The sequence below is a fragment of the Vibrio splendidus genome (assembly GCF_024347615.1).
Lineage (GTDB): Bacteria > Pseudomonadota > Gammaproteobacteria > Enterobacterales > Vibrionaceae > Vibrio > Vibrio splendidus.
The window spans coordinates 2,658,322-2,674,094 of the sequence record NZ_AP025508.1 but is presented as its reverse complement, the minus strand read 5'-3'; the positions used below and the strand labels follow the sequence as shown (position 1 = coordinate 2,674,094).

General features: G+C 44.4%; 12 protein-coding genes. 8 read left to right on the top strand and 4 right to left on the bottom strand.

From position 1 onward, the window contains the following. Position 1 precedes the first annotated feature (1 nt). From OCU90_RS11850 to OCU90_RS11835, 4 genes are all read left to right on the top strand, one after another. Positions 2–967, top strand: coding sequence for a DNA polymerase III subunit delta' (locus OCU90_RS11850; RefSeq protein ID WP_061021858.1), 966 nt, complete (start codon positions 2–4; stop codon positions 965–967). Then, complete coding sequence (locus OCU90_RS11845) at positions 958–1,725, top strand: TatD family hydrolase (RefSeq protein ID WP_017093784.1); 768 nt, start codon at positions 958–960, stop codon at positions 1,723–1,725. Before OCU90_RS11850 ends, OCU90_RS11845 begins: the two co-directional genes overlap by 10 nt. A 444-nt stretch (positions 1,726–2,169) precedes the next feature. Then, positions 2,170–3,600, top strand: coding sequence for a PTS glucose transporter subunit IIBC (gene ptsG, locus OCU90_RS11840; RefSeq protein ID WP_004736562.1), 1,431 nt, complete (start codon positions 2,170–2,172; stop codon positions 3,598–3,600). A 229-nt stretch (positions 3,601–3,829) separates the two neighbouring features. Next, on the top strand, positions 3,830–4,234 hold the full coding sequence (locus OCU90_RS11835; protein WP_054547259.1) for a hypothetical protein: 405 nt from the start codon (positions 3,830–3,832) through the stop codon (positions 4,232–4,234). Positions 4,235–4,345: 111 nt separating this feature from the next. Here OCU90_RS11835 and OCU90_RS11830 read toward each other — a convergent pair whose 3' ends face one another. Then, entirely contained in the window at positions 4,346–4,939 is a 594-nt protein-coding gene (locus tag OCU90_RS11830) for a hypothetical protein (RefSeq protein WP_029224602.1), read from the bottom strand. A 145-nt stretch (positions 4,940–5,084) separates the two neighbouring features. Between OCU90_RS11830 and cydH the strand changes: the two genes are divergently transcribed. Both cydH and OCU90_RS11820 read left to right on the top strand, forming a co-directional pair. Then, the gene (gene cydH, locus OCU90_RS11825) at positions 5,085–5,174 is read left to right on the top strand and encodes a cytochrome bd-I oxidase subunit CydH (protein WP_099165371.1); all 90 of its coding nucleotides are present in this window, start codon (positions 5,085–5,087) and stop codon (positions 5,172–5,174) included. Positions 5,175–5,215: 41 nt separating this feature from the next. Further along, entirely contained in the window at positions 5,216–6,430 is a 1,215-nt protein-coding gene (locus OCU90_RS11820) for a patatin-like phospholipase family protein (protein ID WP_061021856.1), read from the top strand. A 180-nt stretch (positions 6,431–6,610) separates the two neighbouring features. On the opposite strand, the gene pyk is transcribed toward OCU90_RS11820, so the two are convergent. Beyond that, positions 6,611–8,059, bottom strand: coding sequence for a pyruvate kinase (pyk, locus tag OCU90_RS11815; protein ID WP_004736568.1), 1,449 nt, complete (start codon positions 8,057–8,059; stop codon positions 6,611–6,613). 319 nt (positions 8,060–8,378) lie between these two features. Between pyk and mlc the strand changes: the two genes are divergently transcribed. Together mlc and OCU90_RS11805 are read left to right on the top strand one after the other, a co-directional pair. Next, on the top strand, positions 8,379–9,596 hold the full coding sequence (gene mlc, locus OCU90_RS11810; RefSeq protein ID WP_004736570.1) for a sugar metabolism global transcriptional regulator Mlc: 1,218 nt from the start codon (positions 8,379–8,381) through the stop codon (positions 9,594–9,596). Between the two features lie 168 nt (positions 9,597–9,764). After that, positions 9,765–10,706: a chemotaxis protein CheV gene (locus OCU90_RS11805; RefSeq protein ID WP_004736572.1), complete on the top strand. Its 942-nt coding sequence runs from the start codon at positions 9,765–9,767 to the stop codon at positions 10,704–10,706. Positions 10,707–11,054: 348 nt separating this feature from the next. On the opposite strand, the gene OCU90_RS11800 is transcribed toward OCU90_RS11805, so the two are convergent. Together OCU90_RS11800 and OCU90_RS11795 are read right to left on the bottom strand one after the other, a co-directional pair. Next, positions 11,055–14,147, bottom strand: coding sequence for an error-prone DNA polymerase (locus OCU90_RS11800; RefSeq protein WP_061021854.1), 3,093 nt, complete (start codon positions 14,145–14,147; stop codon positions 11,055–11,057). Positions 14,148–14,288: 141 nt separating this feature from the next. Continuing rightward, complete coding sequence (locus OCU90_RS11795) at positions 14,289–15,773, bottom strand: Y-family DNA polymerase (protein ID WP_061021853.1); 1,485 nt, start codon at positions 15,771–15,773, stop codon at positions 14,289–14,291.

The following is a 15,773-nucleotide window of genomic DNA, read 5'->3' as shown; positions in this document are numbered from 1 at the left end:
CATGGCTGAAGTGTATTCTTGGCTCACACCGGTATGGAGTGAGTGGAAAAAAAGTCTCGATGCAGAACGTTTTCCTAACTCTGTTATTGTTAATGCACCGGAAGGGCTCGGCGTTGATGCGCTGATTAGCCAACTTACCGATGCATTGATGTGTACCAATTACGAAAGCGAGTCGTGTGGATTTTGCCACAGTTGTGAATTGATGAAGTCGGGGAGTCATCCTGATTTCCATGTGATTGAACCTGAGAAAGAAGGTAAATCGATTACCGTTGACCAAGTACGTGCGAGTAACCGCTGGGCTCAACAATCGTCCCAGTTAGGTGGTTTGCGCGTTATCTTGCTTAACCCTGCAGAGGCGATGAACGAATCGGCGTCGAACGCATTGCTGAAAACTCTAGAAGAGCCATCAAGTAAGTGCATCTTCATTCTTTCTACTCGTAACAGTAATCGCTTAATGCCGACCATTATTAGCCGCTGTCAGCAATTCAATGTGGTTAGCCCACAGTTGGATACTGGATCGACTTGGCTAGATGGGGAAGTAGGTAAAGCGGTTCCGCAGTATATTCTAGCGCTCAATGACAACGCGCCTTTGAAAGCGAAAGCGATGTTTGAGCAAGGCGGTGTTGAAGCCTCAACAAAAGTGCTCGATGGTTTTGTCAATGTTATCAAAGGCACTCAACCTGACATGCTGAAGTTTTCCACAGAGCTTAGTAAAGATCCTTTGGTTCAACTAGGCTGGCTATGGCACTTACTGTCTGACGTGCAAAAGCTGCATTTTGGTTTGGCGAATCAGGCGATGACTCCGAGTGCGAAAGCTTTGGTTGAGGTAATGTCTTATCAAAGTGCTTACGCAACATCGAATAAACTGTTGATATTGATTGAGCAGTTAAAGCAACACCCCGGGCTCAATACGGAGCTACTCATAATGAACTGGCTGATTGCCACTTGCGAGGAAACATGTTCGTAGATTCCCACTGTCATTTAGACAAACTGGATTACCAAGATTTACACACCAGTGTAGAAGACGTGGTTAATAAGGCGAAGGCAGCAAACGTAGACCAACTGCTTTCTGTCGGTGTGACATTAGACTCGTTTGAAAATATGCTTGAGATGATCTCTCCGTTCGATAACGTTAAAGCTTCTTGTGGCGTTCACCCTCTCGATGTAGAGAGCGATTTCTGTCTAGAAAGAATGCGTGAGTATGCGAGCAATCCAAAGGTTGTGGCGATAGGTGAGACAGGCTTAGATTATCACTACCAGCCAGAGACGGCAGAACTACAACAGCTCAGGTTCAAGCAGCACGTTGAGTTGGCTGTTGAGCTTAATAAACCTTTGATCATCCACACGCGTAACGCGCGTGAAGATACGTTAGCTATTTTACGCGATGGTGGAGCAGAGAAGTGCGGTGGTGTGATTCATTGCTTTACTGAAGATCAAGCGTTCGCCGAAGCGGCAATGGAATTAGGTTTTTATATCTCGATCTCAGGTATTGTGACCTTTAAACAAGCCACAGAACTTAAAGATGTTGTGAAAAACCTACCGCTAGATAGGTTGCTGATCGAGACGGATTCGCCATACTTGGCTCCGATTCCATATCGAGGTAAACAGAATCAGCCTGCATATGTGGTCGAAGTAGCGGCTTATATCGCGCAGTTGAAAGGGCTGTCAATGAAAGAGGTTGCTGAACAAACAACCAAAAATTACCGAAAACTTTTTTTGCGATAAAAAACTAACTAAACAAATAAAAGGGAGCGAAAGCTCCCTTTTTGTGTTTTTGATCACCAAAAGTACGTTTTTTTTTAATGTTTACTAATTATGTTGAACTTGAGAGCACTATTTACATCATTTGTAATTTTGTTACTAAAAATAACATTAGCTCCTATTTTATTTACCCAGTAAAATAATACACCCATCAAAAAAAATATTTATATTTCAATGATTTAATGTCTTGTAAAGCATTGCATTTCTAGATTTGACATGTGATCCAAGACGTGTTTTGAAACTAAATTTCGTAAGTGACTAGAAAGTTAGTTCCGCATCAATATATATTTAGCGGCAGAAAATATAATGCAATACATGGTTACATTTTCACTGGGTGCTAACATATAGGCTACGGGGGTGTGCCGTTAGAACCCATATAATTATTTTATCTTTATCAGGAGCATAAACATGTTTAAGAACCTTTTTGCTAACCTGCAGAAAGTTGGTAAGTCTCTGATGCTACCAGTATCAGTTTTACCAGTTGCGGGTATTTTGCTAGGTGTCGGTGCAGCAGACCTTCCTTTCATTCCAGAAATTGTTTCAAACTTAATGGAACAAGCGGGTGGTTCAGTATTCGGTCAAATGGCACTACTGTTCGCAGTAGGTGTAGCACTTGGCTTTACTAATAACGACGGTGTAGCGGGTCTAGCTGCTATCGTTGGTTACGGCATCATGACTGCTACACTTGGCGTAATGGCTGGTGTAATGGGCGTTGATAAAATCGATACTGGTGTACTAGGTGGTATCCTAGTCGGTGGTGTTGCTGCTTGGGCATTCAACCGTTTCTTCCGTATTCAACTACCAGAGTACCTAGGCTTCTTCGCTGGTAAGCGTGCCGTGCCAATCATCACAGGTTTCTCTGCGATTGGTCTAGCAATCCTACTATCTGTAGTATGGCCACCAGTTGGCGGCGCTATCTCTGCGTTCTCTGATTGGGCTGCTCACCAAAACCCACAAGTGGCGTTTGGTATCTACGGTATCGTTGAGCGTTCTCTAATTCCATTTGGTCTTCACCACGTTTGGAACGTACCTTTCTTCTTTGAAGCTGGTACTTGTGTAAACGCTGCTGGCGAAACTCAAAACGGTGTTCTTACTTGTTACCTAGTTGCTGATGACGCATCTCGTGCAGCGGGCAATGGCTTCGGTCAGCTAGCTGGTGGTTACATGTTCAAGATGTTCGGTCTACCTGCTGCTGCAATCGCAATTGCACACTCAGCTAAGCCTGAAAACCGCGCTAAAGTAATGGGCATCATGGCTTCTGCTGCGTTGACTTCATTCCTAACGGGTATCACTGAACCAATCGAATTCTCATTCCTATTCGTTGCTCCAGTACTGTACGCAATCCACGCTCTACTAGCTGGTTCTGCATACGTTCTTGCGAACACTCTAGGTTTTGTACACGGTACATCTTTCTCACACGGTCTAATCGACTTCCTAGTTCTATCTGGCAACGCGTCTAAGATGGGCCTAATGGTTGTATGTGGTATTGGTTACGCTGCAATTTACTACATTGTATTCCGCACTGTGATTAAAGCACTTGACCTTAAAACTCCAGGTCGCGAAGACGAGTCAGAAGACGACATCGTTGCAACTGGTACTGAGCTTGCTGGTGAGTTAGTTGCTGCATTCGGTGGCAAAGCGAACATCACTGGTCTTGACGCTTGTATTACTCGTCTACGTGTAGCCGTTGCTGATACAGAAGCTGTTGACCAAGACAAACTGAAGAAACTAGGTGCTGCAGGTGTTGTTGTAGTTGCTGGTGGCGTACAAGCTATCTTCGGTACTAAGTCTGACAACCTTAAGACAGACATGGATGAGTGGATCCGTAACAACGGTTAATTCACTGATTCAATAAATTGAAAGGAGGCCGAAAGGCCTCCTTTTTTGTTTTCTGCTCTATGAAAGACCTTTCTGCGTTTAATCCCCATCAACTCAGAGAGTTACCGCTCAACTCGATCAGTTGATGGTCGTTCCCCAATTTTTCGTGTCTTTTATCTTTTACCTAGCGATGACACCTTTCGCTGAGATTCCAGTAAACTCCCTTTTTTAAACACAGTCTGAGAATATTATGAAACATCGTTACTTGATCGGCCTTATGTGCTGCAGCGGAGCCTCGTTTGCTCACGCTTCTGAAGCTCCAGCTTTGGAAGTTGGACTCGCCATCGACCAAGACCTGAGTGTCGTTGTGGAATTTGATCAGAAATACCGTGCTACGATTGGCAATGACGGCGCTGCATTTGACTATATTTTTAAGCGTGGTCAGTTTGAAACTGAAGCGCCTTTAAGTTGGTATGTTGGTGCAGGTGCTTGGGCTGAATGGAATGACGATTTTGGTTTGCGTTTGCCGCTAGGCGTGAAAGTGAATTTCTATGAAGGTTGGAATGCTTACGCACAAGTTCACCCTGAGCTCGACATGTACAAAGGTGTTGAGTTACAAGTAGGCGGCGCACTAGGTGTGACCTACAAGTTCTAAGTTGAACTGAAAACCGTTTTTATAATGAAAAAGCCAGCATCAAGCTGGTTTTTTCATTTCGTTAGAATACTTCTAGTCTAAAGACTGATTGATCCAATATGGGGACTCAACCTAGAAGGTAAAACTCAATCCGACATTGGCTTGGAATTGGTTCATCCAGTCAGTATCAAAGCGGATGATACAGTCTTGGCCATTGCTCGGTACGTTACAAACACCAGAGGTGTCGTTGTCGACCACAGTACCTAGCCAACGTAATTGTGTATTTAACGCTAAGCGGTCACTGAATTTGTACTCTAAGCCACCAAAGATAGAAGTTGAGAACCCATATTTATCTTTCGCCCAATCTACATCAACGTAAGAAGCACCAAGACCTAACCCTAGATATCCTGACAACGCAGAGGAAGCAGGGTAGTAGATACTGCTTTGAAAGTGCAGGTATTGAATTGAGGAGCTTAGATTGAGCGTTTCTAACTCAGAGCTCTGATTGGAATAGAAAAAGCCGATACGACCTTTCTCCAGCGGAGTTTCAATGGCGAAGGTGAAGTTTTCTGAACCTTCCATATCATAAGTATTACCATCCTGGTCTTCGACGCTACCACCACCTGTATAACCAATCATCGGAGTGATAATGATTTCCGGCGCTGCATACAAGTTTGAAGCGGAAATGAGCGCAACAAGCGCAATCATATTTGCTTTGTTATTCATGAGTATATCCTTATCCATACACTTACTAATTGTGATGGTTACATCAATATTGTGCGACTAATTTCGACGATTCTTGAAGATACTTCACACACCTGATAATACTTAAATAGCGACTCGACAAATTAATAATAAGCCAGAGGTGTTTATGGACCATAACCTGAAAAATGCGCTACAAATAACAGTAGTAATCTACACCATCATTCTTTCATTTGGCTTTATTGCGATTGGTAGCTAATACCATCTATTGCGAGGCTGAGTTTTTATACTCAGGGAATAATGAATAGTGGGATTATAACCAATATTGATTCGGCAATAGACTTAGATTACTACGCTAAGTTTATTGCTGGAAAAACTGCACTGGTTGCCCAAGGCGGCGGACAGCGAAGTATTTTTACGGCTGGTGTGCTGGACGCATTTCTTCTTTCTAATTTTGACCCTTTCGACGAATTCTTTGGCACCTCAGCGGGTGCGCTTAATTTGTGTGCCTATCTGTGCCGTGATAAAGGGCTAGGTCGTTCTTTCGTTCTTGATTTAACGACGGCTCCAGAATTCTTCAATCTTTTCTCTTATATACGAAAGCGACAGAACTTAGGTTTAGAGTGGGCCTTAGAACAGATCATGGCTTACCCATACAAACTTGATCTTGATTTGGGACGACAAACCTTAGGTGATCGCCATTTCTCTGCGGCAGTAACGGATTCTAAAGATTTACGAGACCATTATTTTCCTCTGATGGGAGAAGACTGGTACAAAGTGATGATTGCGACTTGTGCCATCCCTCGTCTGTACAATGATGAAATTTTCATTGGTGACAGTGCTTATGTTGACGGTGGCGTGTCTGCGTCTATTCCTGTGCAAGAAGCATGGCGTAGGCAAGCTCGATCGATAGTCGTGATACGTACTGAGCCTGTATTGGAAGAGGGAGCCGAGCTATCCAAGGAGATTCAAGGTAAACATGCCTTAATGAAAGCACCTAAGCCTATATCGGCTGAGGAGTTGGAATGGTTCCGTGAGTCGTTTGATAGTGTGCAAGATCATTGGCAACAAAAAGTAGAACAATGGAAAACCGATTGGACGTCATTCTTTCAGCAGCAAATTCTCCGTTCAAAGGAGCAAAAGCGCGATAGAGGGCACCTTGATCTGCTCAATGGTGGACGATGGCTATTTGGTGCTGATGATATTTATCGTTTAAGTCATTTGATTGGCGATAAGTTTGATTCTGGCTTAGCTGACATGTTGATGGTTCATTATCAGACCTACTCATTAACTCAGAACTTTTTGAACTCTCCACCGGACGATGCGTTTGTTGTTCAAATTGCACCCAGCAAACCGCTTAAGTCGAGCTCTTTGATGAGTGACAAGGAAGATTTGTTGTACGATTACGACTTAGGTTTAGAGGCGGGTTACCGATTTGTAGAAACCTATACTTCAACGGAAAACGCTCGCAGCTCACATATGCCACAGTTGGCGATTTGCGCTGCTGATAAATAATATTCGAAATTGCTAAGTAATATTCGAAATTGATAAGTAATACTCGAATTTGAAAGTTAGTACGCAATGAGCTAACAAGGTTCTGAAGTGAAAAAGGGTTACTGAACTTAGTTCAATAACCCTTTTTTGATCTTGGCTGGGTCGCTGATCAACGAACTGACCTAATCAAACACTAACTGATTAAGTGACAGGCAAGATTCTCATACAGTTGGTTGATCCTGCCACGTCCATAATGTCGCCTTGAGTGACGATCACGAGATCGCCAAACTTAAGATGCTCTTTCTCTTTTAGGCAAGTGAGCGTAGATAGGGCAATGTCAAAGCTATCCTCGGCTTCTGTCTCGAAGTAGATAGGTGTCACACCGCGGTATAGGGTGCAGCGATTAAGTGTTCCTTCGTTACGAGACAGCGCGTAGATAGGCATATCAGCACTTAGACGAGACATCATCAATGCAGTACGGCCTGACTCGGTGAGCGTGACTACGCCCTTAATGCCTTCCATATGGTTTGCAGAGTAGATGGTTGCCATTGAGACAGTTTCTTCGGCGGTGACAAAAGTACGGTCAATACGGTAATTGGATTGGTTATTAATGCCCGCCATTTTCTCTGCGCCAATACAGACTTCTGCCATCGATTTTACGGTTTCAACCGGGTAATCACCGGCAGCGGTTTCACCTGAAAGCATTACCGCATCTGTTCCATCAAGTACCGCATTGGCAACGTCCATCACTTCGGCACGGGTTGGCATTGGTGCTGAGATCATTGATTCCATCATCTGAGTTGCGGTGATGACGGTTCTGTTAAGCGCTCTAGCACGGCGTATAAGCTGTTTTTGTACTCCGACCAATTCAGGGTCGCCAATCTCTACTCCGAGGTCACCACGAGCCACCATGACCACATCTGAGGCCATTATGATGTCATCCATGTTCTCAACAGTGGCTACCGTCTCTGCTCGCTCTACTTTTGCTACAAGGTGAGCTTCTAAGCCCGCTTCTCGTGCAAGCTGACGAGCGTAGTGCATGTCTGCGCCGTTGCGTGGGAAAGACACTGCGAGGTAATCCACTTTGATTTGGGCTGCGGTGACGATGTCGCGCTTATCTTTTTCTGTTAGCGCTTCTGCGGAAAGGCCACCGCCTTTTTTATTGATGCCTTTGTTATTTGACAGTGGGCCGCCAATGATGACTTCTGTATGAACGCGACAGCCTTCCACTTCGGTCACTTTCAGCTGAACACGACCATCGTCGAGTAACAGGATGTCGTTAGCTGAAACGTCGTTAGGTAATTCTTTATAATCAAGACCGACCGCTTGTTGGTTGCCTGCACCTAAACCTAGGCTACTGTCGAGAGTGAATTTGTCACCCACAGCAAGTTGGATTTTACCATCTTTGAATGTCGATACTCGAATCTTGGGGCCTTGTAAGTCACCGAGAATAGCGATTTGAGTGCCAAGTCTTTTTGCAATTGCTCTGACGTTTTCTGCGCGTTGTATATGGTCGTCGCTGGTGCCGTGAGAGAAGTTCATACGGACGACATTGGCACCGGCTTTGATGATCTCTTCAAGCACGTTACCTTTATCAGTAGAAGGGCCTAGCGTTGTGACGATTTTCGTTTTTCTTAATTCGGCTGTCATGAATACTCCTAGAGTGAGGCCAAGTAATCTTTTAAAAGACTGAATTAAGTATATGCATTAATTGATTATTTATTGGGAGCTAGGGAGATATTTCATTATTTGTCTCTAATTATTGAATTCAGGGCTCAATAACGATGTTTTATTCTGAAAATTAAGTCTCAATTTATCGATTTTGGTGTTAATTTTCCTCGAACTATTTGACTCGATACACAAAGATTCATGTATATACGTGATACTGGTCACGGCGATATACCAAGTGACTTCACAATTACTTCGCAAAGTAAAAAAATTAACTCGTTGATGATTTCTGGAGCGTAAAATGTACATGGCTCAACCGGGCCATATTGATCATATCAAACAGGTCAATGCTGGTCGTGTATATAAACTAATTGACCTTAAAGGTCCTATTTCTCGTATCGATCTGTCCAAGCAAAGTGAGTTGGCTCCGGCGAGTATTACTAAAATTACCCGTGAACTCATTGAAGCTCACCTTATTCACGAAACGACGGTTCAAGAAGCCACGACTCGTGGGCGTCCTGCTGTCGGTCTGCAAACCAATAACGAAGGTTGGCAGTTTCTGTCGATGCGTCTTGGTCGCGGATACTTGACGATCGCGCTTCATGAATTGGGCGGCGACGTGCTTATCGATACCAAGATTGATATTCATGAACGTGACCAAGATGATGTGCTTGCGCGTCTTCTACATGAAATTGATGAATTTTTCCAAACCTATGCTGAGCAACTCGATAGGGTAACAAGCATTGCGGTTACGCTACCGGGTCTTGTGAATTCTGAGCAAGGTATCGTGTTGCAGATGCCGCACTACAACGTTAAAAATTTAGCGTTGGGTCCTGAGATTTACAAAGAAACGGGTCTGCCTGTCTTTATTGCCAATGATACGCGAGCTTGGGCATTAGCAGAGAAGCTGTTTGGTCACTCACAAGACAACGATAATTCAGTTCTTATCTCGATTCACCATGGTGTAGGTGCTGGGATCATCCTTGACGGCCGAGTGTTGCAAGGTCGCCACGGTAATATCGGTGAACTTGGGCATATCCAGATCGATAAGCAGGGCAAACTTTGTCATTGTGGTAACCGAGGCTGCTTAGAAACAGTCGCGAGTTCTCAGGCGATCCGTGATCAAGTAAAAGAGCGACTGGCTAATGGTGAATCATCGTCCTTAACTGTGTTTGAAGATGTCACTATTGAACAGATCTGTGCTGCCGCTGCTGATGGCGATCCATTGGCTGTTGAAGTTATTGAACAGCTAGGTCGTTACTTAGGTGCCGCGATAGCGATTGTGATTAACCTTTTCAACCCTGAGAAAATCTTGGTGGGTGGTGTTATCAATCAGGCTAAAAGCGTGTTGTACCCTGCGATTCAAAAGTGTATCGAAGAGCAGAGTTTATCGGTTTACCATCAAGATTTAGAGCTGGTGGAATCTCGATTCTATAAACAAGCAACCATGCCTGGTGCTGCGCTTGTTAAACAAGCCTTATATGATGGCCAACTGTTAATGAAAGTTGTTGAAGGTTAACTCCTTATACTCGTCTTTTAGCCTCACCCGAAACCTTTCCATGTACTTAAGCTTTGTATAACATCATTTGTTGTACTTAGTTTAAGCATTCTGTGCATTGGCGCTTTGCTTTAACCTATTGAAGTAGGCTATTGTAGCCACAGTTATTATTTGTCACTAAGGTGTTGTATGTCTGGCGTTTTAAATTCGGTTGATCAGAGAACCAAACTGGTCGGTGAAAACCGTCTGGAGCTCTTGTTATTCAGCTTAAACAGTCGTCAACTTTTTGCGATTAACGTATTTAAAGTGAAAGAAGTCCTAAAAGTGCCAGTACTCACTCGCTTGCCGGGCTCTCACCACCATATTACGGGTGTTGCGTCTCTACGTGGTGAATCGGTGCCTGTTATCGATTTGCGCAGCGCGATTGGCTTCCCACCGTCACGAGATGAGACTCAAGAAAATAACTTGATCATCACGGAATACAACCGAACTGTACAAGGTTTCTTGGTAGGACAAGTGCGTAATATCGTGAATACGACGTGGACTGAAATTCAGCCGCCTCCAAAGACAACGGGTCGTGCCAATTACCTGACGGCTATCACGCATATTCAAGAAGAAGAGCAGCACAAGATCGTTGAGATTATTGATGTTGAAAAGGTACTCGCTGAAATCATCGATTATGATGTTTCGATTTCTGACGGTGTTTTAGATGAGCAACTTGCCAATGAAATGGTTGGACGTAATGTACTTATCGTTGATGACTCTTCAACCGCGCGTAACCAGATTAAAGGTACCTTATCGCAACTGGGTTTGAACATTATTGAATGTTGTGATGGTTTAGAAGCACTGACCTTACTTAAGGGCTGGTGTGATGAAGGCAAAGACATCAATCAAGAAATATTGTTGATGATCACCGATGCCGAAATGCCTGAAATGGACGGCTATAAACTGACGCATGAGGTGCGTACGGATCCAAGAATGCATGACCTATTCATCACGCTAAATACTTCATTAAGTGGAAGTTTTAATGAAGCTATGGTTGAGAAAGTAGGGTGTAATCGCTTTATTTCTAAGTTCCAACCGGACCTTCTGGTTGAAGTGACTCAAGAGCGAATGCGTCAGATTTTATAATTAAGACTGCTGTACGGTTATTTTAAGTGACCTTATGGAAAACGTTTGCTAATATTCATGCGGCATATTTTTCTTAACGAAATATGCTCAACTACTAGCGTAACTTTTCACACACAATCTAAGGTAGTTCCTCTTAATGATATGGTTGACTTCTAAAGTCGTAATGACTTTGAGCTTATTACTGTATAGGGAATTTAAGAAAAGACGTACGGAAGCTGAAGTTGAGTCATAACTCAACAAATTGAATTGAAGGGAAGCTGATGCTTCCCTTTTTCGTTTCTTTCCTTTTTCGTTTCTCCGTCTATCGTTTCTTAGTCAATGGACGATAGAAAAACAGTTGATACATCGCTAATGAAAATCCCGAGACTTGGTGTTCAAGCCAACAATCTCCTCGGTAATATCGATGAGCTTACCCGCTATTACATGCACGACTTCCCCTTCTTTTTCTAATATCCCTTGTACCTTTAAAGCCTTGGCTGTGAGGTAAGCTTGTTGTTGGGCGCGCGCGGTGGCTCCCCAGACCACAACATTAATATTGCCTGTGTTATCTTCCAATGTGACAAAGGTGACCCCAGCTGCGGTGCCGGGTGATTGCTTACCCGTGACTAATCCGACAACGGTGACCATGGATTTGTGTCTTTGTTGTATTAAATCTTTCATGTGTGTGAATCGACCTAATTGTCCCGCTTCTTCGAGCAAAGTGATTGGGTGTTTGTTTAATGAAATCCCGACACTGGTGAAATCTTCGAGTAGATCTTGCATCTCATTAGGCTTGTGCAGTGCATGTTCGTCATGTCCTGCCTCAGCATCGTCATAGGCTTGGCTAAACAGAGGTAAATCAGAAGCGGAGTCCATGATCGCCCAACGCGTCTGAAAACGATCTCCGGAGACATTATTCAGCGCATTTGCGGAGGCCAGTAGTTCGATATCTTTTTTATTCATCGATAACTGTTTCACCTGGCTAGGGTGGCGATAACCGGATTGTGGGCGATTGGCGAGCACACTTTGAATTCCATGCTCGCTGAATCCTTTGATTTGTCGTAGCCCTAAGCGAATCGCTAAACCATTCTGATGTTCAACGACTATATGGTTGTCTTGTGAGGCGTTCACACATACCGGAAGTATCACCACATTGTGTCGTTGTGCGTCTTGTACCAACTGTGAAGGGCTGTAAAAGCCCATGGGTTGGCTATTCAGTAAAGAAGCGTAGAAACACTCTGGGTAATAGTATTTCAACCAAGCTGAGCAATACGCTAACACCGCAAACGAAGCGGAATGGCTTTCAGGAAAACCGTACTCGCCAAAGCCGCATATCTGTTTAAAGATCTGCTCAGCAAACTCTGTCTCATAGCCACGCTTTTGCATTCCCTCGATGAGTTTGTTTTTAAACTTAAAGACGTTGCCATTTTTCTTCCAAGCGGCCATCGCGCGTCTGAGTTGATCTGCTTCTCCGCCTGTGAATCCTGCAGCGACCATCGCGAGTTTGATCACTTGCTCTTGGAAGATAGGTACACCTAAGGTGCGCGACAGCACCGATTCCACGTCTTTAGATGGATAACTGATTGGCTCAATGCCATCTCGACGCTTGAGAAACGGATGCACCATATCGCCCTGAATAGGCCCTGGACGAACGATAGCGATTTGAATCACCAAGTCGTAATAAGTCCTCGGTTTAAGCCTTGGCAGCATGCTCATTTGCGCACGTGACTCAATTTGGAAGATACCGACCGTATCTGCTCGCTGAATCATGCCGTAAACCTGAGGATCGTCTTTGAGGCGTGTGATCTCTGCGATCGTTAGTGAGCGACCATGAATGCGTTTGATTTGGTCAAAACATTTACGAATCGCAGAGAGCATACCCAGTGCAAGCACATCGACTTTAAGCAGCCCCAAGGTTTCTAGATCATCCTTATCCCATTGAATTATGGTTCGTTCGTGCATCGTGGCATTCTCGACAGGAACCAGTTCATACAAAGGCCCAGAAGAGATCACAAAGCCACCGACGTGTTGAGATAAGTGACGTGGAAAACCGATGATTTCATTCACCAAGTGGATAAATTGTTGCCCCTTCAAAGAATCAGGTTGCAGCCCCAATTGAGTTAACTGAGCCTGCCAACCTAGGCTTTTGTCCCTACGGTTGGTGTTCTTGATGAAGTAGTCGAGCTGGGTTTCTTGTAGTCCTAACGCTTTACCGACATCTCTTACTGCACTTTTGAAGCGATATGAAATCACAGTTGCGGCAAGCGCAGCGCGTTCTCTACCGTATTTTTGATAGATGTATTGGATGACATCTTCACGTCGTTCGTGCTCAAAATCGACATCAATATCAGGCGGCTCATCGCGCTCTTTACTGATGAAACGTTCAAACAGCACTGAGATCTGTCTTGGATCGACAGAGGTGATTTCTAGGCAGTAACAGACCACGGAATTGGCCGCAGAACCTCGACCTTGGTAAAGAATCCCTTGGCTTTTGGCAAACATGACGATGTCATGAATGGTGAGGAAAAAGAAAGGGTAGTTGAGCTCACCAATCAATCCGAGTTCTTTATCTATGATTTGTTGAATATTGCTAGGCACACCTTGTGGGAAGCGAGCTTGTTTCCCTCTCTCGACCAACATGCGTAGATAACTCATGGGCGTCTCACCTTGAGGAATCAGTTCACTGGGATATTCGTAGCGCAAGCTATCCAAATCAAATTCACACAGCTCAGCGATGCGGTTGCTCTCTTCTAGCCACTCAGTTTTGAAAATACGTGAGAGCTTATTGATGCTTCGTAAACAGCGCTCGGCATTGGCCAGTAAGTGACTACCCACTTCAGTAATGGGTTTTTGGTACTTGATCGCAGTGAGTGAGTGCTGCAAGGGTAAGCGGTTAGCATTGTGCATCAATACACCGCCGCAAGCCGTTATCGGCAGGTGATGATGTTGTGACAGCTCGACACAGTAATCGATGTACTGCTGGTCGGTTTGTTTTAGGTGTCGTTGTAAGCCGATCCACAACCGGCCTGAATGATGCTGGGAGAGCCATTGCCCCCAGTGTGCGTCTTCATTTTTCTGTTGAGGAAGCCAAAGAATGAAGCAGTGCTTAGCCGACATGATATCCCACTCAGAGAGTTGATAATGTCCTTTACTGCTACGGCGTCTCGCGTTGGTAATAATACGGCACAGTTCGGCGTAGGCTTGTCTGTTTGGGCATATCAAGATCACTTGGCACTCTTCATTTAACCAAAACATACTTCCGACAATTTGCTTGAGCGACAGTTTATGTTGCTTGATTGCAGAGTGAACCTTAACGATGCCCGCCACTGAGCACTCATCAGTGACAGCGAGTGCTCTGTAACGTAAGAAGTCGGCCTGTAAAACAAGCTCTTCTGCGTGTGAAGCTCCCTCAAGGAAGGAGTAATTACTTTGGCAAAATAGCTCTGAGTATTGCTGAGACATAACGTAATATCACTTAACCATTGCGAGTGAACATGATTGAAAAGGGATGTTGAAATTGAGTACGTGGAACGGACGAGCTAACGAAGTTTCTTACTGACTTTTTTACAGACTAGCTTTCTTACTGACTTACTTTCCTACAAGCTAGCTAAATAAGCCGTGCAAAAACCACTGTTTATCTGGCGTTCTAAAGATCCATAGCCACCGACCGTTTTCGCTGTGAGCAATAAAGTAGTCACGAATGATTTTCTCGCCATCCCACCAGCCAGAAACAATGCGCTCAGGACCTTGAGACAGGGTGACGCTTTCGGTTAAGGCTTCGGGCTCTGGCAGTAAAATACTGGGCCTGAGTCGCTGTTGGTTGATATTGAAAGCAGTGGTTTGTTGTTCGAACTCTGGGGGTGTTTGCTTCTTTGCCACAGACTTACTCAGTGTTGGAAGCGAGTACTGATTGGCTTTTTCTGGCCTTGGATCGTGCTGTATTTTCGGTGTTTGAATGCAGGCTTGCCCTAACTTAGCTTGCAGTAATGAGAGCAAATCTAACGCGGCAAGTGTTCCTGTATTGCCATCAAAAAGATCACGGTAGGCCATTTGCGGTTCTCCATGACGAATTACGGAAAGGGTCAGCCCCTGAATCGGTGCCGTGGTTTTCAGTGATTCTAAGGTTAGATGAGTCAGGTTCGCCCACTTTGCAGCAAGGTAATCGCCTTGTGCTGAATAGAAAGAGACAGGGTGGTCGTCTTTATCTCTCAGATGCAAAGTCAGCGTTAACTCGAAAGCAACTCGGTCGCGTAGCTTCAAAAAACACTCGAGTTGATTTAATAATTTCAGTAACGGCTTTTCGATAAACAGGATGTTTTCAATATCAAACAATAGCTCGAGATATTGCTGAAAATTCTCCGGTGGATGGTAGAAATCAATCGGGTGCTTGAACTGGCCGTTAAGGCGACCCACATAGTTCACCAAATCGATATCAAAGCGACGTGCGACATCTTGCAAAGGCAGTTTCAATAGGTCATCCACTAAGTTAATGCCGACACGGTTCAGACGCTCCACTTGCTTAGTTGGCAGCTCGCTGGAACTTAATGCTTGTTGATTGACCCATGCTTTCATTTGCTCAACATTATTAGTGACTTGGTTGATGGATTGCTTACCCAAAAGGATCGCAGAAAGTGGCGAGTAACCCGTCGCGAAGCTGAACTGGATATTGAGCGTTTCTAAGTGGCTTTTGAGCTCATGCCAGTAGTTATCTAGCCCATCGTAAAGTGACAGCATATTAGAAGCTTTAATCAACAAACCATTCGGTGGTAGTAAAGCCATGTCAGAAGTGACCAAATACGCCCATTGAGCGATCTCTTTGAGCTTACTTTTTTCTAGCTCAATACTGTAAGGGTGGACGTGTAAATTATGGCAAAGCGCCGCCGCAGACCCTAGCCCCATACCAAGTGAAATTCCCGATTGCAGCGCAGCTTGGTTAGCTTGCAGCACACGGTGATCTTTTTCATCCACGATGATAATAGGTTGCTCGTGTGACTCTTCATTAGAGTGAACTTTCTCGGAGTTAGATAGCTCAGAATTAAACAAGGTATCCAACTGCAGAGATGGAAAGTGCAGATAAAGCCACAACAT

What these genes read in the sequence shown, in the direction of transcription:
- OCU90_RS11850 (WP_061021858.1), top strand. Translation starts at nt 2, where the DNA reads ATGGCTGAAGTGTATTCTTGGCTCACACCGGTATGGAGTGAGTGGAAA.
- OCU90_RS11845 (WP_017093784.1), top strand. Translation starts at nt 958, where the DNA reads ATGTTCGTAGATTCCCACTGTCATTTAGACAAACTGGATTACCAAGAT.
- ptsG (WP_004736562.1), top strand. Translation starts at nt 2,170, where the DNA reads ATGTTTAAGAACCTTTTTGCTAACCTGCAGAAAGTTGGTAAGTCTCTG.
- OCU90_RS11835 (WP_054547259.1), top strand. Translation starts at nt 3,830, where the DNA reads ATGAAACATCGTTACTTGATCGGCCTTATGTGCTGCAGCGGAGCCTCG.
- OCU90_RS11830 (WP_029224602.1), bottom strand. Translation starts at nt 4,939, where the DNA reads ATGAATAACAAAGCAAATATGATTGCGCTTGTTGCGCTCATTTCCGCT.
- cydH (WP_099165371.1), top strand. Translation starts at nt 5,085, where the DNA reads ATGGACCATAACCTGAAAAATGCGCTACAAATAACAGTAGTAATCTAC.
- OCU90_RS11820 (WP_061021856.1), top strand. Translation starts at nt 5,216, where the DNA reads ATGAATAGTGGGATTATAACCAATATTGATTCGGCAATAGACTTAGAT.
- pyk (WP_004736568.1), bottom strand. Translation starts at nt 8,059, where the DNA reads ATGACAGCCGAATTAAGAAAAACGAAAATCGTCACAACGCTAGGCCCT.
- mlc (WP_004736570.1), top strand. Translation starts at nt 8,379, where the DNA reads ATGTACATGGCTCAACCGGGCCATATTGATCATATCAAACAGGTCAAT.
- OCU90_RS11805 (WP_004736572.1), top strand. Translation starts at nt 9,765, where the DNA reads ATGTCTGGCGTTTTAAATTCGGTTGATCAGAGAACCAAACTGGTCGGT.
- OCU90_RS11800 (WP_061021854.1), bottom strand. Translation starts at nt 14,147, where the DNA reads ATGTCTCAGCAATACTCAGAGCTATTTTGCCAAAGTAATTACTCCTTC.
- OCU90_RS11795 (WP_061021853.1), bottom strand. Translation starts at nt 15,773, where the DNA reads ATGTTGTGGCTTTATCTGCACTTTCCATCTCTGCAGTTGGATACCTTG.